The following is a 20,821-nucleotide window of genomic DNA, read 5'->3' as shown; positions in this document are numbered from 1 at the left end:
CATTCCATTTTAGCCGTTCATGCGATAGAGCAGATCGCATCCCGCCAATCACAATTCCGGAGGCTTCGGTCTCCACGATAGAGATCGAAGTTTAAGGAATTCCCATGAGCGCCAGCGACCTTTCTTCCCTTGAAAAGACGATCGAAGTTGCCTTCGATAACCGTGACAACGTCAATACGTCCACGAAGGGCGAAGTTCGCGATGCCGTCGAGGCAGCGCTCGAGCTTCTGGATGGCGGCAAGGCACGCGTTGCCGAGCGCGGCAGCGACGGCGCCTGGAAGGTCAATCAGTGGCTCAAGAAGGCCGTGCTCCTATCCTTCCGCCTGAATGACATGGAAGTCGTGAAGGGCGGTTCAGGCAACTCGACCTGGTGGGACAAAGTGCCTTCCAAGTTCGAAGGCTGGGGTGAAAACCAGTATCGCGCCGCCGGCTTCCGTGCCGTGCCGAACTGCGTCGTCCGTCGCTCCGCCTTCATCGCCAAGAACGTCGTGCTGATGCCATCCTTCGTCAACCTCGGAGCCTTCGTCGACGAGGGCACGATGGTCGATACCTGGGCGACGGTCGGCTCCTGCGCGCAGATCGGCAAGCATGTGCATCTTTCGGGCGGCGTCGGCATCGGCGGCGTGCTTGAGCCAATGCAGGCCGGCCCAACGATCATCGAGGACAACTGCTTCATCGGCGCGCGTTCGGAAGTCGTCGAGGGCTGCATCATCCGCGAGGGCTCAGTCCTCGGCATGGGCGTCTACATCGGCAAGTCGACCAAGATCGTCGATCGCGCCACCGGCGAAGTGATGTACGGCGAGGTTCCGCCCTACTCCGTGGTCGTCGCGGGCTCGATGCCATCGGGCAATTCCACCATGGCCAACGGGCAGCCGGCACCGCACCTCTACTGCGCCGTCATCGTGAAGCGCGTCGACGAGAAGACCCGCTCGAAGACGGGCATCAACGAACTGCTGCGCGACTGATCCAAACTTGAAGTTCAGGCGGTCTGTACGTCTCGGAGGATGCACGCCGCCCGAACACTAACAGTCGGACTTGATCCGGCAAAATGAACGGCAACATTTCAACTAGGCGGTATTGCCGCCTTGCCTTTTCTTTGCCACCACCGCTGGATAATTCCACTCTCATGACAACTTCCGATCCCGTCGCAAATCTTCAGACCCTGATTCGCTGCCCATCCGTTACGCCAAGCGAGGGTGGCGCGCTTTCGGCGCTCGATGCCATGCTGTCGCCGCTCGGCTTCAAGGTTGACAAGGTAAGGGCGACCGAACCTGGAACGCCTGACATCGAGAACCTTTATGCGCGGCTTGGCACCGAGGGCCCGCACCTAATGTTTGCCGGCCATACCGACGTGGTCCCGGTTGGCGACCAAGCCGCCTGGACGCATCCGCCCTTTGCTGCCGAAATCGCGAACGGCGAACTCTTCGGGCGCGGCGCTGTCGACATGAAGGGCGGCGTCGCCTGCTTTGTTGCGGCGATCGCCCGCCATATCGAAAAGCATGGCGTGCCGGAGGGCTCGGTCTCGTTCCTTATCACCGGCGATGAGGAAGGGCCGGCGATCAACGGCACGATCAAGTTGCTGCAATGGGCCGCCGAGCGCGGCGAACGCTGGGATGCATGCCTCGTCGGCGAGCCGACCAATCCGGACAGACTCGGCGACATGATCAAGATCGGCCGCCGAGGCTCGCTCTCCGGCAAGATCACCGTGCATGGCGTTCAGGGTCATGCCGCATATCCGCATCTGGCCGACAACGCCGTGCGCGGCATCCTGCAGCTGACGCACGCGCTGATGCACCCGCCATTCGATGCCGGCACCGACAACTTCCAGCCATCGAACCTGGAAGTGACCACCGTCGACGTTGGCAATCCGGCGACGAACGTTGTGCCTGCCAAGGCGACGGCGAGCTTCAACATCCGTTTCAACGACACTTGGACGGCAGAGAGTCTGCAGAAGGAGATCCTGCGCCGCCTTGATGCCGCCGCGGCTGAGGGTGTCCTCCGTCCCGGCCGCGAGCCACTCAAGTATGATGTTGTCTGGGCGGAGCGACCGAGCCACGTCTTTCTGACGCGCAACAATGCACTGATCGCCTCGCTCTCCTTCGCCGTCGAGAGCGTAACCGGCCAGTCCCCGAAGCTCTCCACCACGGGCGGCACCTCGGACGCGCGCTTCATCAAGGATTACTGCCCCGTCGTGGAATTCGGTCTGGTCGGCCAGACCATGCACATGGTCGATGAACGCGTTGCTGTTTCTGACCTCGAGCAACTCACAGTAATCTATGAAACCTTCATTGAGCGCTGGTTCGCGAATGCCAGGCTTTAGAGAAGTTCAGTATTATCTCGCGGGGATCTGGCTATTGATCCGCATGGATCCTCGCGGCTTTCGCTTCCTCGACCTGTCGGAGCGCGGCGTCAACCGCTCGTTTTGGGCGATCTTCTGGTGCCTCCCGCCAATGGGGATCTCGTGGCTCTGGTGGCGCCAGGCTTTCCTGCAAACGATGCCGCCGCATACCAACGTCGGCCCCCTCTTCTATTTCCGGCTCGCGCTGGTCGAAGCTGCCAACTGGTTCGTGCCGTTGGTCTTTGCGGGCTTGCTGCTCCTCGCCTTCAAGAAAGGCGAGCGTTTTGCGCCCGTCATCGTCAGCGTTAATTGGCTCGGCGTTCCGCTTTCCTACATCAACGGCTTGCTTCTCGCGCTGGTCTTCTTCCTGCCGCAGTTAGTCGGATTGGTCTCACTGCTGCTCTTGGCCTTTATGCTTGCGCAGGTCTATGTGATCGCCCGCATCCTGAGGATGATCTTCTACGGCCAAGGCCTAGTGGTCGGCGCTCTGACGCTGGTGCTGCTCGTGCCGTCGCTCATGCTGTCGGAATATCTGCAGCGCTTTCTCGGCATCTATCCGATATAGATCCGCCGGAATCGACCTGTTGCGATAGTGCGGCCATCCGCGCCGCCAGCAGATCGATCATCCCTTTCGCCTTCGCCGTCATTGCGCCTGGCGGTGGGGGCGCATGGATGCCGCAACCATGCGGTCTCCGTGGCAGCGTTGGGAAGATCCGCACCAGTTGCCGTCCCTGACCGGTTCGGCTACCAGCCACGTTTGCAGATGGATGATCCCCAGGCCGGCGCCGAAACCGTCAGCCATCCCTACGGTCGGACTATGATAGCTCGTCATCGTCGTCTGCCATTGTCGGGCGGCGATCGGAGACTACCGCCGGATAATCCACCTGCATGAAATAGAGACCATCCGGCGGCGCGACAGGACCACAGGCTTTGCGGTCGCGTGCGTCCAACGCGGCGCGGACATCGTCGGGCGTCCATTTGAGCTCGCCCGCGAGCTTGAGTGTTCCCGCGAAGGAACGGATCTGGTTGTGCAGGAAGCTTTGGGCCGTGGCGCGGATCTCGATCAACTCGCCATTTCTTGTCACATCCAGCCGATCAAGCGTGCGAATCGGGCTGTTTGCCTGGCAATGGGCGGAGCGGAACGTCGAGAAGTCATGCTTGCCGACCAAGGTCTGCGCTGCCGCATGCATAGCCTCGTGGTCAAGTGTCTTTGGCACCCACCATGCCTTGCCGGATTCGAGCGCCAGCGGCGCCCGGCGGCTGATGATGCGATAGAGATAGTGGCGCCGCAGTGCCGAGAACCGTGCATCGAAGAACGCGCTGGTGACTTCAACGCTGATGATCGCGACCCGCTCGCCGGCCATCTTGAGATGGGCGTTCAGTGCATTCTGGAGCTTGAAGGCCTGCCACTCTCTGGCAAGGTCGGCATGAACCACCTGACCCATGGCATGAACGCCGGAATCGGTGCGGCCCGCCCCACGGATGGAGACATTCTCACCGCTTGCCGACAGGATCGCCTTCTCGATCGCGCCCTGGACGGAAGGCCCGTTTTCCTGCCGCTGCCAACCGACATAAGGACCACCGTCATATTCGACGATCATGCGGTAGCGATGCATCAGGATAGCCTCGAGCCAGATGCAAGCGGCGTCCCGCGCAGAAAATCGGGGGCAGGCAGCGGCTTGCCTCCGGCCTTCTGCAACCTGGTCAGGCGAACGGCGCCGGTTCCACAGGCAACGACCAGATCATCTGTCACCAGTTCGCCAGGGCTGCCGCTACCTTGTGCAAGTTCGCAGGCCAGCACCTTGACGCGCTCAGGCTTGCCGGCTACCGCAACTTCGAACCATGCGCCCGGAAATGGTGCCAAACCGCGAATGTGGTTATGGACTTCGACGGCGTCCCGCGAGAAGTCGATCCGAGTTTCCCCCTTGTCGATCTTGGCGGCGTAGAGCACACCTTCCGACGGCTGGGGTGTCAGGGGAAGGTCCCCCACCTCGAGCTTGACCATCGCCTCAGCCATCAGCTTGGCGCCGAGATGCATCAGTTTATCGTGCAACTCGCCAGCCGTGGTATTGGCGCCGATCTCGACTTCGCTGGTGAGAGCCACCGGGCCGGTGTCCAGGCCCTTGTCCATCTTCATCACCATCATGCCGGTCTTCTCGTCACCGGCCATGATTGCCCGCTGTATCGGGGCCGCACCCCGCCAGCGCGGCAGTAGCGAGGCGTGTCCATTGTAGCAGCCGTGACGCGTGCCAGTCAGGATCGCCTCCGGCAGTAGAAGGCCATAGGCAACCACAACGGCAACGTCAGCATCGTGAGCCTTGAAGCGCTCACGCTCTTCCGGATCCTTGAAATTGAGGGGAGTAAAGACTGGGATACCAAGCAGTTCAGCAGCCTGATGCACGGCCGACTTCTGCAGATCGAGGCCGCGCCTTCCCCCTGGCCTTGGCGGCTGGGTGTAGACGGCAAGAATCGTGTGACCCGCGTCGACCAGCGCGCGCAAGGTTGGAACGGAGAATTCGGGCGTGCCCATGAAGATGATGCGAAGCGACATTTTGTCCGCCATGTTTCCGGTCTGCCTCATCAATCGGGTTTGCGAGCGCGATATCAAGCCCCTGCGAACCCGTTCTCGACGACATCACTGCTCGGACGAAGCCGATGTCGGCGCAGTCTGACCACAATGGCCGCACAGAGCCGGTAGCGGCGCAGCCCGGAGTTAAAGCGCCTTCGCCGACTTAGCCGCCTTGGTGAACTTCTTGATCACCATGTCTCGTTTCAGGCGAGAGATGTGGTCGATAAAGAGAACGCCGTTCAGGTGATCGATTTCATGCTGCAGACAGGTCGCGAGCAGCCCGTCGGCCTCCACCGTCTGCTCCTTGCCGTCACGATCGAGATACTTGACGGTGACGGTCGCCGGGCGTTCGACCTCGGCATAGTAGTCAGGGATTGAAAGGCATCCCTCCTCGTACACCGAGCGCTCGTCGGACGACACGACGATCTCTGGATTGACGAATACGAGGGGCTGCTTCTCTTCGCCTTCGCGAGAAACGTCAATGACCAGCATACGGCGCGGCACGCCGATCTGGATGGCAGCAAGGCCTATACCCGGCGCATCGTACATGGTTTCAAGCATGTCGTCGGCAAGGCGCTGAAAATCGGCATCGACGCGCTCGATCGGTTTGGAAATCTGACGAAGCAGCGGATCGGGGAGAATGATGAGTGGCTTGATGGTCATGGCGTTCCCATAACGCATCTTTTTCCAGGATGGAATTATCCGCCAGGTGAGCGGAGCGCTTTTTTGCACTCCGGCCCGGAATATTGTCCTACTCGTGTCAAGCGGCGCGACGCGGAGCGATCATCGAACGATGTTCAATGCCGGTCCGGAAGCGCTGCAGCAATGCCACCAGATTGTCGACTTCGCCACGAAGGTGCCGCGTCTCAGCAGAGGTGTTCTCGACCATTCCCGAGTTCTGCTGGGTGATTGTATCCATGTTGCGAATGGCGACGCTGACCTCATTGACGCCTGTTGCCTGATCGCGAGCCGCGGCGGCAATGTCGGCGACGAAGCGGTTAATGACATCGATGCGGTTGATCATGTCGCTCAGCGCCTCGCCGGTGCTGCTGACGATGTCGACGCCTTGGTTCACCTGGACCGAGCTTTCCGAAATCAGATTCTTGATTTCCTTGGCCGCGTCGGCGGTGCGCTGTGCGAGTTGGCGGACTTCCTGCGCCACAACGGCGAAGCCCTTGCCCGCATCACCAGCGCGCGCGGCTTCGACACCAGCGTTCAGGGCCAGCAGGTTCGTTTGGAAAGCGATCTCATCGATCACGCCGATGATCTTTGCGATCTCGGTCGATGACTGTTCGATCGCGGCCATTGCCGAAACGGCGCTGGTGACGAGTTCACCCGAATTCTTGGCCTTCTGCTGCGTCTCCCGAACGGCACCGGATGCCTTTTCGGCGTTTGCAGCAGTCTGACCGACGCTCACGGAAAGTTGTTGGAGCGCTGCCGAGCTCTGCTCGACGCCAGCGGCCTGCTGGGCGGTCCGCAAGGCAAGGTCATCGGAAGCCTTGGCGATGATATCGGTGCCCCTCAGGATTTCACCCGAAGTTGCCCGCACTGAGGCAAAAGATGTACGAAGAGCCGCGACCGCGCGATTGTAGTCATCGGCCATGCCCTTGAAGTTGCCGGGAAGGTCGGAGGGCAGCGTCGCCTCAAGATCACCGTTCGAAAGCGCTTCCAGGCTACGGCGGAGATAATCGAGCGCGATTGTCTGATCCTGTTCGGTTTTCGCCCGCTCTTCCTCCAGCATCCGGCGCTTTTCTTCAATAGCTTCGAGATAGACCGAAATCGAGTAGTCCATATCGAGCATCGCGGCTTTGATGACGGCGGCGAGCTTTTCAGCCAGCACCTTGCCCTGCTGCCTTGCAAACATAGAGGGCCATTGCTTGGCCATCAGGCCCTTAACGAGTTCGCTCATCAGTAACGCATAGCCGCCGATGTACCAGCGCGGCTCGAGGCCGATGCGGGCATGCGTCCTGCCGACCGCGACAACACCTTTCACATAGGTCTCGTCGAAGTTGCCGCCAGCCAGATTGGCCCAATGGTCTTCCTGGCGCTTTTTGGCCCGTCCCATATGCGCCGCGTCGGCAAAGAAGCTCGCGACCTCTTTTGTCTTCGCCAGCTTCGCGTAGAACTTGTCGAGGGCACCGCCGAGTAGCTCCGAAATCGCCGGGCGCATTTCGCGGAGCGCCCTGCGAGCTCCATCGTCCAGCTCGATGAAATCGAGGCGTTGCTTGATCGCGCTGTCGGATTGCTGGCTGGTCATGATGTCTCTGCTTTGTAACTGATACGAAAGGGAATTTGAGCAGAGCTTTTGCGCAATATGGTTGAGCAATAGTTAAGTGGGCCGCTTATTTGTCAGCAGTCGTTTGTTCCTTCCGGTCATCTCCCTTACCAAAACGGTTGTGAGTTGTTCACGTTTTGATCTAGATATCTCATTTGAGTTTGCTATTGTTGCCGCATGAACAACAGCTCCCAGTCCTTTCTCCTCGCCCTGTCACAGACAAGCCCCACCGTGCTCACCCTCGCCGGAGGCGCAATCGCCACACTGATTTTGCTTTTGGTCATCCTCCTTGTGCGCAGCGGCCAAGTGCGCCGCGAGCAGGCCGAAGTGGCGAGCCTTCGTGCCGCCGAGACGGATGCCCGCATGGCCGAACTTCTGAAGATTCAGGCAGAGATGCACGGGCGCATGTCGACGATGGCCGAGGTGTTCGGCTCCAGGCAATCTGAGCTCAACCAGGCGATCAACCAGCGGCTGGACGGAATGTCGCAGCGCGTCAGTACGACGATCAGCGAACAGACCAAATCGACGCACGAGAACCTGCAACGGCTGCAGGAGCGTCTCGCCGTCATCGATGCCGCCCAGAGCAACATCCAGACGCTGGCGAAGGACGTCGTCGGTCTTCAGGCGATCCTCTCCAACAAGCAGACGCGCGGTGCTTTCGGCCAATCGCGCATGGAGACCATCGTCGCCGACGGCCTTCCAATGGGCGCCTATGCATTCCAGCAAACGCTGTCCAACGGCTCGCGCCCCGACTGCACGATCCGTATGCCCAATGGCGCACCGCCCTTGGTGATCGACGCGAAATTTCCGCTTGAGGCCTGGAACGCGATCCGAGATGCCGGCGGTCCGGATGGAGCCAAGGTCGCCTCACAACAGTTCCGCCGCGATATGGAAACGCATATTCGCGACATATCCGAGAAATACCTGATCCAGGGGGAGACCCAGGACACGGCCTTCATGTTCGTTCCGTCGGAATCGATCTTCGCGGAGATCCACGAAAATTTCGAAGCGATCGTGCAGAAGGCACATCGATCGCGCATCGTCATCGTGTCACCTTCGCTTCTGATGCTGTCCATCCAGGTCATCCAGGCTGTGCTGAAGGATCAGCGGATGCGGGCGCAGGCACACGTCATCCAAGGCGAAGTCGCGAATCTGATGGATGATCTCGGTCGCCTCGACGAACGCGTCCGCAAGCTGCAGAACCATTTTTCCATGGCTCAGAGGGATGTCGACCAGATCCTTACCTCCGCCGACAAGCTCACCAAGCGCGGCGCCAAGATTGAGGCTCTGGAATTCGAGGGCGGCGACAACGGTAAGGCCGGGCGCGACAATGATCCTGCACCGAAATCGGTCGACAGCCGGAGCGGTCTTCTGAAGCTCAGGGTGGTTGACGACGAGTAAGGCCTTCGGGCAGTGTCGCGCCCAAGAAGAACACCGGACGGGACCCTATGATCACAGTTTTCGGCTCCATCAACATGGACCTCATCGCCACCACCGCACGCTTGCCGAAACCTGGTGAGACAGTCGCTGGCAATGGCTTCTCGACCGCCGCAGGCGGTAAGGGCGCCAACCAGGCGCTGGCGGCACGACGCGCCGGACGCACGGTACACATGGCGGGCGCCGTCGGCCGGGATGGCTTCGCGGAACCCGCGCTCGCGCTCCTGAAAGACGCCGGTACAGATCTTGGGACAATCAAGCAGGTGGACGAGCCGACTGGAACCGCGCTGATCCTCGTCGGCGGTGACGGCGAAAACATGATTGCCGTTGTGCCCGGTGCAAACGGTACGGTAACGCCAGCCGATGCCGACGCTGTAGTGGGTGCCATGAGTAAGGACGACATCCTGATGCTTCAGTTTGAAGTTCCCGTTCCGGCCGTCGAGGAGGCGCTCACTGCCGCCCGCATCAAAGGTGTGACGACCGTCCTCAACCTTGCCCCGCTGATCGACGATGCCGCTCGCCTCGGTCGCCTCGCCGACATTGTGATTGCAAACGAGACAGAGTTCGAGCGTCTCGCCGGCCAGGAGAACATGGCGGCGGATGATCGTGAGGGTGCATTGAAGCGGCTCAATGCAGAAACCGGGCAAACCCTGATCGTGACGCTCGGTGCGGACGGCGTCATCGCGATCCGAGATGGCGCTATAACCCGTGCAAAGGGGCTGAAGATCGAGCCCGTCGATACCGTCGGGGCCGGTGACACCTTCTGCGGCTACTTCGCGGCGAGCCTCGACGAGGGTGTGGATTTCGAGGCCTCTCTTCGCCGCGCGGCGGTCGCCGGATCACTCGCCTGCCTCAAGCAGGGTGCTCAGCCATCGATCCCATCGAGCGCCGAAGTCGCAAAGGCGCTATAAGGCAAGTCCTTACGCGACATGCCGCGGCTGCTTGGCGCAGATGCGGGCGATTTTCACAAGATTTCATTCAAATTTAATAGGTTTCCGGCGATGGTCCTGCCATCACCGGACCTCTCCAGGGAGGCCGGACCTATAACGGCTGCTCCATGAGGGGGCGACGCCTCCTCCCCTGTGCCGATGAATGCCCCGTTCGGCGCATCCTTGCTTCCCGAGGAACCCATGTTCATCTTTCGCATGAAATCGCTTGCAGCCAAGCTTATCCTCATCACCGGCATTGCCATCGCGCTCGTCCTCCTCGTTTCCAACTACTTCCTCATCGGTGAGACGCGCAATCGCGTTCAGACCCTCACCATGGATCAAGCCAATCTCGAAGCGAAGGCGATCGCCAACGAGGTAGCTTCCTCCGTTGGAGAACTAGCGGGAGCGGCACGTTCCATGGCTGGCTCGCTCGGCCGCGGTCATGAAGGTAAATATCTCGATCGCAAGGCCGTTCTTGACATGCTAAAGGCAAACGTCGAGCGCAACCAGTTCGCCTTCGGCAGCTGGTTTGCTGAAGAGCCAAACGCCTTCGACGGGCAGTCGCCATCCATGGCAGGCAAGACCGATTTTGGTTCTTCTAAGGACGGCACATTCAACCCCTACTGGACTAAGAGCAAGGACGGTGGCTTCACCTTCTCCACCTTCGATTCCGACTACAAGGCTGCCTGGTACGCGCTTGCTGCGGAAAGCAAGAGGGGCGCCCTGACGCCGCCTTATGCGGAAACGACGACCGGCGAAAACACCGCGATGACTTCGATTGCCTATCCGGTCATGTCGGGGGGCAAGATGATCGGTGTCAGCGGCGTCGATATTTCGCTGAAATCGCTCCGTGACAAGCTCTCGACGCTTCATCCATTCGGCTCCGGCCGCGTCACGCTGCTTTCGCAGACCGGCAAATGGATCGTCGCCCCGAACCCCGATCTCTCGATGAAGGACTATGACGGCGAAGGCGCTGACGCAGTCAAGAGCGCCCTATCGACAACTCAGCCGGCGGTCGTCAAGAATCTGACTTTGGACGGCTATGAACCCTTCGACCGGGTCATCTATCCCTTCGCCCTGCCGGATGTGAACTCGACATGGGCGATCCTCGTCGATGTGCCACACACTGCCATCAACGCGCCTGTGAAGGACCAGACCTTCTTGATGATCGTCGCCGGCATCCTCGTGCTTGCTGCCGTCATGATCGCTCTCTACTTCGCGGTTCGGGCCTTCGTTCAGCGGCCGATCGGCGGTCTGGTCGCGACCGTCAACGCACTCAGCGACGGCAAGTACGGGCAGCCGGTGGCGGGCCAGAATCGCGCCGATGAGATCGGCTCTGTGGCGAAGGCCCTTGAAGGCTTCCGCTTTGCGCTTGCTGATGCACAGCGCCTTGAGATGGAGGCGAACAGCCAGCGTGACGCCGCCGACGCGGAGCGCGGTCGCTCGGAAACCGAGCGTCAGCAGTCGATCACGTTGCAGCGTCACATCGTCTCGATCGTCGGCTCCGGTCTGTCCGAGTTGTCGCAGGGCAATCTCGGCCACCGCATTACCGAGGACTTCCCGGGTGAATACGCCCAGCTGAAACAAGATTTCAACGCCGCGCTCGAAAGCCTCGAGGAGACCATCAAAACGATGAATCTCAGCGTTGTGAACATCGGCTCCGGTACCAGCGAAATCAGCGGCAGCGCCTCCGATCTCGCCAAGCGCACCGAGCAGCAGGCAGCAAGCCTGGAAGAAACGGCGGCCGCGCTCAACGAGCTCACCGCGCAGGTCAACTCCAGTGCCGACAACGCCCGCACCGCAGCTGATAGCGTTAATCTCGCCTGCGAGGATGCAGAGAAGTCAGGCGAAGTGGTACGTAAGGCGATCGCCTCGATGCAGGGTATCGAGCAATCCTCCACAGAGGTCTCGCGCATCATCGGCGTCATCGACGAGATTGCCTTCCAGACCAACCTTCTGGCGCTGAATGCCGGCGTCGAAGCGGCACGTGCCGGTGAAGCCGGCAAAGGCTTCGCCGTCGTCGCGCAGGAAGTTCGCGAGCTTGCACAGCGTTCCGCCAATGCCGCCAAGGAGATCAAAACGCTCATCAACACTTCGGCCGTGCAGGTTAAGGAAGGCGTCGATCTGGTCGGCCGCGCCGGCGACACGCTGCACAAGATCTCCGAACAGGTCATGGGCATCAATGGCCTCATCCGCCAGATCTCGGCATCGGCCAGCGAACAGGCGATCGGCCTGAAGGAGATCAACCAGGCCATGAACCAGATGGACCAGGTGACCCAGCAGAACGCCGCCATGGTCGAGGAGACGACAGCAGCCAGCGTCACTCTCAACGACGAAGCCCAGACGCTGAAGCAACTCGTGACACGCTTCCGCGTATCCGGCATGGGTCACGCTTCCGCACTGCGCTCGACGGCTCAGCAGATGCGCGCACCAACTGCCGCACCGACCTATCGTCAGGCTGCTGCGCCGGCGCAACGGCGCTCAGCTCCTCAAACACACGGCTCGGCAGCACTTGCCCAGGACAACTGGGAAGAGTTCTAAGCCGAGTTCGGCCGCTTGAAACAAAAAAGGCGCCTGAGCACAGGCGCCTTTTTGCTGAAAGAATGAATGCTCAGGCTGCGTTCGAGGTCTGCTCCTCGTTGAGGAACGCATAGATCGCGGAAGCGGAGTCGGTCGCACGCAGCTTGGCGACGAGATCGTGATCGCGTAGCACGCGGGCGATGCGCGACAGAGCCTTGAGGTGATCGGCACCTGCGCCTTCGGGCGCCAGCAGCAGGAACACCAGGTCAACGGGTTGATCGTCCAACGCCTCAAAATCGACCGGCTGATCGAGACGCGCAAAAATGCCGACGATGGAGTGGACGCTTGCGAGCTTGCCATGCGGTATTGCGATGCCGTTGCCGACGCCGGTCGAACCGAGGCGCTCGCGCTGCAGGACAACATCAAAAATTTCCCGTTCCGAAAGACCTGTGACTTTCGACGCCTTTGCAGCCAATTCCTGGAGGAGCTGTTTCTTGGAATTTACCCTGAGGGCGGGAATGATCGCATTTTGCTGCAGCAAATCTGCCAATGCCATTTTATTTTCCTTCTGCGCCAAGAGAGGGAGAGCGGCGGTTTAACCGCCGCCCTTCGCCTTGATCTCAGCTTTTGATGCTGGCTGCATCGATCCAGCCAATGTTACCGTCGTGCCGACGATAAACGATGTTCAGTTGTTCCTTGCCGGGGCTGCGAAAAAGCAGCAACGGCTCGTCCGTCATGTCAAGCGCCATCACGGCGGTCGCGACAGACATTGTTTTCAGTTGCTTGGTGCTCTCGGCGACAATCGCCGGCGCAAAATCGTCCGGAATCTCGTCGTCGTGTTCCGACATCACATCCATGACGGTGTAGGCGACTTCTGCAGAACCATTCTGGTGATTTCCGGAGTGGTGATCCTTTAGTTTGCGCTTGTAGCGACGAAGACGCTTCTCGATCCGTTCGGAAGCTGCATCGAAGGCCAACTGCGGGTCCATGGCCTCTCCGGCGGCATGCAACACAACTCCGCTATCGAGATGAAGCTTGCAATCGGCGGAAAATCGGGCGTTGGCCTTCTGCACGATCACTTGTCCGGAATACCCTCCGTCGAAGTATTTCGTGACGGCGACACCGATTTGGTCCTCGATCCGTTGGCGGAACGAGTCACCAATTTCCATATGTTTACCGGATACACGCACACTCATGGAGTTTCCCTTCTTATGGTGGTTTGCGAGTACCAGTTTACGCCAAGGCTCCCCCTCATCCAAGCACTTCGCGCGATCCCAAGCAAGATCGGCCGAAGTTCCCGGCTTCAGGCGCCCTGGGGATGATGGGGATAACTTCCACGCTGTCCACAGCGCCAATTGCGGCGCGCTTCTAGCTAGAAGTTAAAAAATTGTCAACAGAGACATTATTTAGCTATCTGAAATACACGCAATGATCGTATCACGCAATACTCAAAAGCCTGCGACCTTGGCTAAGGCCCGCTTCTCCCGCCTGCGCTGGACGGAGGAAGCAATGTTCATTGCCTCGCGATATTTCGCCACCGTTCGGCGGGCAAGATCGACGCCGCCCTTCTTGAGAATATCCACGATGTCGTCATCCGAAAGCACCGCATCCGGGCTTTCCTGCATGATGAGGGTGCGGATCTTATGGCGCACCGCCTCTGCAGAATGGCTGTCCCCCCCCTCGACAGCGCTGATGGAGACGCTGAAGAAATACTTGAGTTCGAAGAGCCCCCGCGGCGTCAGCATGTATTTGTTGGAGGTCACGCGACTGACGGTGGACTCGTGCATCTTGATAGCGTCGGCCACCGTCTTGAGGTTGAGCGGCCGCAGGTAGTCGACACCATGCATCAGAAATGCGTCCTGCTGGCGAACGATCTCGCTGGCCACCTTCATGATCGTCTTGGCGCGCTGATCGAGGCTGCGGGTCAGCCAGTTGGCCGTCTGAAGGCATTCCGACAGAAAGGCATGATCGTCACCGCTCTTGGTGACTTTGGCAAAATAAGCCTGATTGACAAGAACGCGTGGCAGGGTGTCCGGGTTGAGCTCCACCACCCAGCCACCATCGGAGCCTAGTCGTACGACGACATCAGGCATGATCGCTTCCGACATTCCGGTTTCAAAGCCAGCGCCCGGCTTCGGATTGAGCTGGCGGATCTCGCCCAGCATATCGAGCAGGTCTTCCTCGTCGACGCCACACAGCCGTTTCAGTGTCGAAAAGTCGCGCCGGGCTAGAAGCTCGAGATTGCTGACCAGCGCCTGCATGGCAGGGTCAAAGCGATCCTTCTGCCGAAGCTGGATCGCCAAGCATTCCGCCAGATTGCGGGCGAAGACGCCGGGCGGGTCGAGCGTCTGCAAGGCGACGATCACGCGCTCGACGTCATGTACGCTCGCGCCAAGCCTATCAGCCGCCTCTATGGCATCGCCCTGGAGATAGCCTGCCTCATCCAGCTGGTCGACGAGATGCTGGGCGATCAACCGATCCGCCATTTCAGGCAACACGAAAGGCAATTGCTGGGCAAGATGATCGCGCAGCGAGATCTGACCGGCGACGAAATCATCGAGGTCATAACTGTCAGTCCCTTCGCCGTTGCCGGGCATCGACTTCCATTGGCTGATCAGTTCGGGAGCATCGGCGCGCTGCGGGACCCCGTCATCGGGAAAAACATTGGCATAATTGGCATCGAGCTCATCGCTGAGGCGGCTTGCCCCGGCGCTGTTGCCACTCTCGTACCAATCACCCGACAAAATCTCGGCGCGGCTGTCGTAGCCCTCATCTGAGGGCTCATCCGCTGCCTGATGGGGATAGGTCTCGTCTTCCGCGCCGCGCTCACTGCCCGTTTCCGTATCATTTGACGGAAGCTCCAGCAGCGGGTTCTTCTCGACTTCCTGGGCAATAAACTGCGTCAGCTCGAGATGCGTCATCTGCAGCAACTGAATGGACTGCATCAGTTGCGGTGTCATTACCAATGACTGATTCTGGCGCAGAAAAAGATTGGCCGACAGTGCCATAGCGGACGCGAAACTCCCGTTCGTCTCCCCCGGGAAACCGCGTCCTGTTACGGGTTCAGGCCACGGAAATCCAAGTTGGCCCAAAAATTGCTTTTTTATTCTATTTGGTCAAGCGGAACTGTCACAGAAGGTGAATTTCAGCCGTGCATCAGAGCATCAAAGGCTGAAATTGTCGCCTAGGTAAAGGCGGCGCACTTCCGGGTTGTTGACGATATCGTTGGCACGACCATGCGTCAGCACTTCTCCCGCATGGATGATGTAGGCACGGTCAATAAGGCCCAGCGTCTCGCGCACGTTATGGTCGGTGATCAACACGCCGATGCCACGTGCCGTCAAGTGATGCACCAGATGCTGGATATCGGCCACGGAGATCGGGTCGACGCCGGCGAACGGCTCGTCGAGGAGCATGAAGGTCGGATCGGTCGCCAACGCGCGGGCGATTTCGAGGCGGCGACGCTCGCCACCTGAAAGCGAGACGGCAGCGCTCTTTCGCAACTTACGAATGTGAAACTCGTCGAGGAGTTCGTCGAGCTTCTTCTCGCGCTGAGCCTTATCGTTGATATGCACTTCTAAGACCGCCCGAATGTTCTCCTCGACGGTCAGGCCGCGGAAAATCGAGGCTTCCTGCGGTAGGTAGCCAACGCCCAGTCGCGAGCGGCGATACATCGGCATCGTCGTGACATCATTGCCATCGATCTCGATTGTGCCCTCATCGACGGGCACCAGCCCGGTGATCATATAGAAACAGGTCGTCTTGCCGGCACCATTCGGGCCAAGTAGGCCGACGGCCTCGCCTCGCCGAACGACCAGCGACACGCCGTTCACAACGCGCCGGGTGCTGTAGGTCTTTGTCAGACCGCGCGCAATTAGCGTGCCCTGGTAACGGCTCTTGTCACCGGCGTGGGTCTCAGCAGCTTGCTGCCCGGACCCGCCGAACATGGTCGATAGCGAAAATAGCTTCACGTGGTAAGGCCGGGGTCAGTTCTGTTTCTGCGATTTCGGATCAAGCTGAATCTGGACGCGCCCCCCGCAGCTCTCCAGCTGTGCCTGCCCCGTTTGCATGTGGACCGTCAGCTGGCAGCCCGTAAAGACGTTTGGCCCATCGGTAAGCACAACCTTTTCACCCTTGAGGATGAAAAGCTGCTTGGCCATGTCGAACGAGCCGTTATCGGCGGTGGCTGTTTGCGTACCCGAATTCAAGAACACCTTGTCCGTGACGATGATGTGATCGATGTCGGTGTTGCCCGATGAAATCGAGGCCGAAGCGGTCTTGGCGCCATCCGCCGGAGTCGCATTCGCATCCTCGGCCTTCGGCTTGTAATAGACCGTCATATGTCCGGCCTGCAGCGTCGTCTTCCCCTGCACCACCTTCACATTGCCAGTAAAATCGGCTGTGTGCTCCTGATCGTGGATCTCCAGCTTGTCGCTCTCGATCTGGATCGGCTCGTTGCTGTTCAGCTTCAGCCCATCCATCTGACTGGTTGTTGCCTGCGCCATGGCGCTTCCGGTCAACAGTAGCAGCGCGACCGCGCCACTAAGGAATACTGCTCCCGCTTTGCGGGTAGAAATGCGACAATCGTTTGTCATGGTGACCCGGCTGTTACGTGCCCTGTTTGTGAATAGTGGAGGGATCGACATTCATGCGAACGTTCCCCTCGAATGTGATCGTCTGCCCCTTATCCGTCATCTTGATCGACTGCGCAACAATAGACGCGCTATCTTTCTGAATACTTACGGGGTCCTCGCTGGTGAGCTTTCCACCCTTTATGTCCACCTTGGCGCTCTGGAAGTTGGCCGTCAGTCCGTTGCTCAAAAGGATGGCAAAGGGTGATTTGACATCGAGATTGTCGGTCGCACGGTCATAGTCAGCAGCCGTCGCTTCGACGCGAGCGATCAGATCATCCTTCATCGGTACGGCGGCCTTGATGTTCTCCAGCGTCATCAGGTTGGGGTTCTTGATGTCCTGAAGCGCCCTTTCGGCCAGCATCGAATAGTTGATTCCATCCGAATTGCGGCCCGAGATGGCAGGTTTCTCCATCACGACTTTACCGTTCTCAATCTTGGCGCCCTCGATCTTGATGTTTTCCGGCAGATAGGTGCGGATCACGGAAACAGCAATAAAGATCAGCGAAACCACGACGGCCGCGATTGGGAGGATGATCTTCAGCCGGCGCACGCGCGCGGAGTGGAAACGCGCAGCGCCATAGGCGCTCCGCTCCGGCCTCACATAGTCAGCCTTTCCGGTGGTGTTCAAAGTGTTGAGCATAAACCAGGTCCGTGTCGTGATCAGGCAGCGTATAGACATTGTCGCGCCCGATCACAGTTCGTTTCGCATTATTACACTGACTTGCCAATATGGATTTTTTTCTGCAACAAACAAGAAAGGCATGGGCGCGGGGTAAAATCAACGTGTCCGAACCGCGCTCGAGCCCTAGATTTACGGGATCGCGCGTGCTCGCCACCCCCTGGAGGAAAGCATGGACAGTTCGATGATTGCCGATCGCCGCAGGCTTCGCCGCAAGGTTGGCTTTTGGCGCGTCGTAGCGGTATTGCTGCTCGTTTTATTGGGTTTCATGGCCTATCGGCTCATCGTCGGCGACGTCGCCACGAGCCGGGCGCACGTCGCCCACGTAACCATTTCCGGGCTAATCACCGACGATGACGAACTGCTGGAGCGCTTAAAGAGGATCGAAAAGAGCGACTCAGTGAAAGCGGTCATCGTCTCGATCTCCTCGCCTGGGGGTACAACTTATGGCGGCGAGAGGATCTTCAAAGCGATCCGTGCCATTGCTGCCAAAAAGCCCGTCGTATCCGACGTGCGCACGCTTGCTGCTTCCGCTGGCTACATGATTGCGACCGCCGGCGACATGATTATAGCAGGAGATAACTCGATCACCGGTTCGATCGGCGTTATCTTCCAGTATCCGCAGATCAGGCCGCTGCTCGACAAGATCGGAGTTTCGTTGGAGGAGATAAAGTCTTCGCCATTGAAAGCCGAGCCGTCGCCATTCCACCCGGCGAGCGAAGAGGCTAAGGCCATGATCAACAATATGATCATCGACAGCTACGGCTGGTTCGTCGATCTCGTCGCGGAGCGTCGCAAGTTACCGCACGAGGAGGCCCAAAAGCTCGCCGACGGCTCCATCTTTACCGGTCGCCAGGCTCTCCAGGCCAAGCTGATCGACCAGATCGGCGGGGACGACGAGATCCGGGCCTATCTTGAAACACGCAAGGTCAGCAAGAGCCTGCCGGAAGTCGATTGGAACAAGAGGAGCAGCACTCCCTTCCTCCTCGCCGAAAGCGTGTCCCAGATCTTGACGCTGCTCGGCTACGACGATCTTGTCGCGGCGCGAGGCCTCGCCGGAATTTTGCCCCCAAAGTTGCTCCTTGACGGGCTCCTTTCAGTTTGGCAGGTTGGCAATGACCAATAAGAAATCAATAATTTAAGGGGGCGAAAGTGATCAAGTCCGAACTGGTGCAGATAGTTGCAGCCCGCAACCCGCATCTTTACCATCGCGATGTCGAGAATATCGTCAACGCGGTCCTCGACGAGATCACGGACGCGCTCGCAGCGGGCAACCGCGTTGAACTGCGTGGATTCGGCGCTTTTTCGGTGAAGAACCGCCCCTCCCGTTCCGGCCGCAACCCACGTACAGGCGATACTGTTTTCGTTGAAGAGAAGTGGGTTCCCTTCTTCAAAACCGGCAAGGAACTGCGCGAGCGCCTCAATCCGGGACAGGCCGACGAAGAGGATTGATCCTCTCCACGTGGCGACCTGCGGCAACCCCTCACTTGAACTTGGCTTCCGGCCCACTATCCTGCTGACCAGATCAAAGCGACCGCGCCAAAGATGGGCGCGCGTCGAAATACGGAGGCCGAGCATGGCGAAAAAGATCACCAACCTTTTGATTTTTCTCCCACTTGGAATCATCCTCATCATTTTTTGTGTCGCCAACCGGCAGGTCGTGACCCTGGCCTTCAATCCCTTCCGACCAGAAGACCAGGCGCTCTCTCTGTCTGCGCCGTTATTTGTATTTATCTTCATCGCTTTGATCATTGGTATTATGCTCGGCTCTGCAGCCACATGGCTCAACCAGGCCAAATACCGCAAGCGCGTCCGAATAGAGGCGAAGGAAGCCGCCCGCTGGCAGGCAGAGGCGGACCGCCACAAGAACCGCGCCGAGGAAATTGCTGGGCAGTTGCCGTCGCGGTGATGCACACCGGGCGCAAGGCCAGGCGCGCAGTCTGAAATTCCGGCGCGCAAGCACTTGCAGCGACGGCCCCACCTCCATAGCTATATGAAATAGACCCACTGCACATCTGCCAGGCACAGTCGTTTTCCGAAACATGCGCCGCGCCTTGGAAGGATGGGACCATGAATATCGACGAAATCCTGCGGTCAGTCGTGGCCGTTAGCTCCTCAATTCCTGACGACGCCTTTACCGCGGGCACACTGGGCACCCGCCGGGAAGGCAGCGGCGTTGTCATCAGGGAATCCGGACTGGTCCTTACCATTGGCTACCTGATTACCGAGGCCGACGAAGTGTGGCTGACCACACTTGACGGGCGTGTCATTGCTGCCCATCCGCTCGCCTATGACCAGGAGACAGGGTTCGGCCTTCTTCAGGCGCTGGGAGATCTCGGCCTGCCGGCGTTGGAATTTGGCGATGGCAGCGGAGCCAGCCTCGGTGACCCCGTCGTGCTGGCGGACGGTATCGGCCAGTTTGTGGAAGCCAGGATCGTGGCGAAACAGGAGTTCGCGGGCTATTGGGAATATCTGCTCGATGAAGCGATCTTCACGACGCCGGCGCATCCCTCATGGGGAGGCGCGGCCCTCATTGACACCAAGGGCAAATTGCTTGGGATTGGTTCCCTGCGTCTGCAGATGAGCCAGAACGACGAGGTGGCCGACATCAACATGATCGTGCCGATCAATCTGCTTCCGCCAATTCTCGACGATTTGATGACCCGCGGTCGCGTGAACAAGCCGCCGCGGCCGTGGCTCGGAGCCTTCTCAGCGGAAAGCAATGGCGATGTGGTGGTGATGAGCGTGGCTGAGGGCAGCCCGGCGGCTGACGCCGGCTTGCGGCGCGGTGACATTATTTCTGAAATCCGGGATGGCGAAGTCGATGGGCTCGCCGATTTCTATCGCAAGGTCTGGAGCAGCGGACCCGCAGGTGCGGAAATTCCGATGCGCGTGCTCCGCGATGGCCGTGAGGCATGGCTGCGCATCAGGTCCGCTGATCGCAACGCGTTCCTGAAGAAACCGCAGTTGCAATAGGGCGGGCAAAGGGGTTACGCATCCGGATAAAAGCTCATCTCCTCAAAGTCGCCTTCCGCTGATGTGCCCGAACCCGTAACGACGAACCCCTTGGAACGATAGAATGCCTTCGCGCGGCTGTTCTTCACCAAGCATTTCAAACGATATTTGTTGTGCGGCCAATCCGGCAGCGCCGCCAGCAGCGCAGCGCCGGCGCCCTGCCCTTGCCAGAATTTGCTGACATAGAGCATGTGTATGAAATCGTCCGGTGGCCATAACGTCATGAAGCCGGCGATCTCGCCATTTGGTGCCTCCGCCAGCCACAGATGTTCGCCGTGCGTGTGAGTTTTAAAATCTTCGTGGCGGAAGCTGGCGGGATCAACCCATACAAACGTCTCGCGGCGTACGGTGAGATAAATGTCGGCCAGAATTTCCAAGTCCGACTGACCTGGCGACCTGATGGTCCATTTTACGGGTTGCGGTCG

At 59.4% G+C, this 20,821-nt stretch carries 21 protein-coding genes; 10 read left to right on the top strand and 11 right to left on the bottom strand.

Features of this window, described 5'->3' with window-relative positions:
- The first annotated feature begins 104 nt into the window (after nt 1–104).
- From dapD to BN77_RS06220, 3 genes are all read left to right on the top strand, one after another.
- Nucleotides 105–965, top strand: a complete 861-nt coding sequence (gene dapD, locus BN77_RS06230) for a 2,3,4,5-tetrahydropyridine-2,6-dicarboxylate N-succinyltransferase (protein ID WP_007529620.1) — start codon at nt 105–107, stop codon at nt 963–965.
- A 161-nt stretch (nt 966–1,126) separates the two neighbouring features.
- Nucleotides 1,127–2,320, top strand: a complete 1,194-nt coding sequence (gene dapE, locus BN77_RS06225; protein ID WP_007529618.1) for a succinyl-diaminopimelate desuccinylase — start codon at nt 1,127–1,129, stop codon at nt 2,318–2,320.
- Nucleotides 2,307–2,903 (top strand): hypothetical protein, encoded by a 597-nt coding sequence (locus tag BN77_RS06220; protein WP_040676799.1) that lies wholly within the window; start codon nt 2,307–2,309, stop codon nt 2,901–2,903. The genes dapE and BN77_RS06220 overlap by 14 nt, the downstream gene beginning before the upstream one ends.
- Before the next feature lie 250 nt (nt 2,904–3,153).
- Here the strand turns inward: BN77_RS06220 and truA are convergent, their stop codons facing one another.
- The 4 genes from truA to BN77_RS06200 form a co-directional block, all read right to left on the bottom strand.
- Nucleotides 3,154–3,954 carry a tRNA pseudouridine(38-40) synthase TruA gene (gene truA, locus BN77_RS06215; RefSeq protein WP_007529614.1) on the bottom strand — a complete coding sequence of 267 codons (801 nt, stop codon included), beginning with the start codon at nt 3,952–3,954 and terminating at the stop codon, nt 3,154–3,156.
- A complete protein-coding gene (fmt, locus tag BN77_RS06210; protein WP_007529612.1) occupies nt 3,954–4,889 on the bottom strand; it encodes a methionyl-tRNA formyltransferase in 936 nt (311 codons plus the stop codon). Before fmt ends, truA begins: the two co-directional genes overlap by 1 nt.
- Nucleotides 4,890–5,051: 162 nt before the next feature.
- Nucleotides 5,052–5,570, bottom strand: a complete 519-nt coding sequence (gene def, locus BN77_RS06205; protein ID WP_007529610.1) for a peptide deformylase — start codon at nt 5,568–5,570, stop codon at nt 5,052–5,054.
- A 97-nt stretch (nt 5,571–5,667) separates the two neighbouring features.
- A complete protein-coding gene (locus BN77_RS06200) occupies nt 5,668–7,164 on the bottom strand; it encodes a globin-coupled sensor protein (RefSeq protein ID WP_007529609.1) in 1,497 nt (498 codons plus the stop codon).
- A gap of 195 nt (nt 7,165–7,359) precedes the next feature.
- Here BN77_RS06200 and BN77_RS06195 point away from each other — a divergent pair, with 195 nt between their 5' ends.
- The 3 genes from BN77_RS06195 (at nt 7,360) to BN77_RS06185 (ending at nt 12,089) form a co-directional block, all read left to right on the top strand.
- Nucleotides 7,360–8,583 (top strand): DNA recombination protein RmuC, encoded by a 1,224-nt coding sequence (locus BN77_RS06195; RefSeq protein WP_007529608.1) that lies wholly within the window; start codon nt 7,360–7,362, stop codon nt 8,581–8,583.
- Nucleotides 8,584–8,630: 47 nt separating this feature from the next.
- Nucleotides 8,631–9,530 (top strand): ribokinase, encoded by a 900-nt coding sequence (locus tag BN77_RS06190; RefSeq protein WP_007529607.1) that lies wholly within the window; start codon nt 8,631–8,633, stop codon nt 9,528–9,530.
- Between the two features lie 219 nt (nt 9,531–9,749).
- Nucleotides 9,750–12,089: a methyl-accepting chemotaxis protein gene (locus BN77_RS06185; protein ID WP_007529606.1), complete on the top strand. Its 2,340-nt coding sequence runs from the start codon at nt 9,750–9,752 to the stop codon at nt 12,087–12,089.
- Between the two features lie 70 nt (nt 12,090–12,159).
- Here the strand turns inward: BN77_RS06185 and ptsN are convergent, their stop codons facing one another.
- From ptsN to lptC, 6 genes are all read right to left on the bottom strand, one after another.
- Nucleotides 12,160–12,624 carry a PTS IIA-like nitrogen regulatory protein PtsN gene (gene ptsN / locus BN77_RS06180; protein WP_007529605.1) on the bottom strand — a complete coding sequence of 155 codons (465 nt, stop codon included), beginning with the start codon at nt 12,622–12,624 and terminating at the stop codon, nt 12,160–12,162.
- 64 nt (nt 12,625–12,688) lie between these two features.
- Nucleotides 12,689–13,264 carry a ribosome hibernation-promoting factor, HPF/YfiA family gene (hpf, locus tag BN77_RS06175; RefSeq protein ID WP_007529603.1) on the bottom strand — a complete coding sequence of 192 codons (576 nt, stop codon included), beginning with the start codon at nt 13,262–13,264 and terminating at the stop codon, nt 12,689–12,691.
- Nucleotides 13,265–13,516: 252 nt separating this feature from the next.
- The gene (gene rpoN, locus BN77_RS06170) at nt 13,517–15,076 is read right to left on the bottom strand and encodes an RNA polymerase factor sigma-54 (RefSeq protein ID WP_007529599.1); all 1,560 of its coding nucleotides are present in this window, start codon (nt 15,074–15,076) and stop codon (nt 13,517–13,519) included.
- 156 nt (nt 15,077–15,232) lie between these two features.
- The gene (gene lptB / locus BN77_RS06165; RefSeq protein ID WP_007529597.1) at nt 15,233–16,015 is read right to left on the bottom strand and encodes an LPS export ABC transporter ATP-binding protein; all 783 of its coding nucleotides are present in this window, start codon (nt 16,013–16,015) and stop codon (nt 15,233–15,235) included.
- A 39-nt stretch (nt 16,016–16,054) separates the two neighbouring features.
- Nucleotides 16,055–16,663, bottom strand: coding sequence for an LptA/OstA family protein (locus BN77_RS06160; protein WP_208856426.1), 609 nt, complete (start codon nt 16,661–16,663; stop codon nt 16,055–16,057).
- A 13-nt stretch (nt 16,664–16,676) separates the two neighbouring features.
- The gene (gene lptC, locus BN77_RS06155) at nt 16,677–17,342 is read right to left on the bottom strand and encodes an LPS export ABC transporter periplasmic protein LptC (protein ID WP_007529592.1); all 666 of its coding nucleotides are present in this window, start codon (nt 17,340–17,342) and stop codon (nt 16,677–16,679) included.
- 211 nt (nt 17,343–17,553) lie between these two features.
- Between lptC and sppA the strand changes: the two genes are divergently transcribed.
- From sppA to BN77_RS06135, 4 genes are all read left to right on the top strand, one after another.
- Nucleotides 17,554–18,507 (top strand): signal peptide peptidase SppA, encoded by a 954-nt coding sequence (gene sppA / locus BN77_RS06150; protein WP_007529590.1) that lies wholly within the window; start codon nt 17,554–17,556, stop codon nt 18,505–18,507.
- Between the two features lie 26 nt (nt 18,508–18,533).
- Nucleotides 18,534–18,833, top strand: a complete 300-nt coding sequence (locus tag BN77_RS06145; protein ID WP_003544934.1) for an integration host factor subunit beta — start codon at nt 18,534–18,536, stop codon at nt 18,831–18,833.
- A 124-nt stretch (nt 18,834–18,957) separates the two neighbouring features.
- Nucleotides 18,958–19,290, top strand: a complete 333-nt coding sequence (locus BN77_RS06140; protein WP_007529580.1) for a LapA family protein — start codon at nt 18,958–18,960, stop codon at nt 19,288–19,290.
- A 161-nt stretch (nt 19,291–19,451) separates the two neighbouring features.
- Nucleotides 19,452–20,357, top strand: coding sequence for a S1C family serine protease (locus tag BN77_RS06135; RefSeq protein WP_007529578.1), 906 nt, complete (start codon nt 19,452–19,454; stop codon nt 20,355–20,357).
- 14 nt (nt 20,358–20,371) lie between these two features.
- On the opposite strand, the gene BN77_RS06130 is transcribed toward BN77_RS06135, so the two are convergent.
- Entirely contained in the window at nt 20,372–20,773 is a 402-nt protein-coding gene (locus BN77_RS06130) for a GNAT family N-acetyltransferase (protein ID WP_007529576.1), read from the bottom strand.
- Between the last annotated feature and the right edge of the window lie 48 nt (nt 20,774–20,821).

This window comes from Rhizobium mesoamericanum STM3625 (assembly GCF_000312665.1).
GTDB lineage: Bacteria > Pseudomonadota > Alphaproteobacteria > Rhizobiales > Rhizobiaceae > Rhizobium > Rhizobium mesoamericanum.
This window is presented reverse-complemented; position numbering and strand designations above follow the sequence as displayed.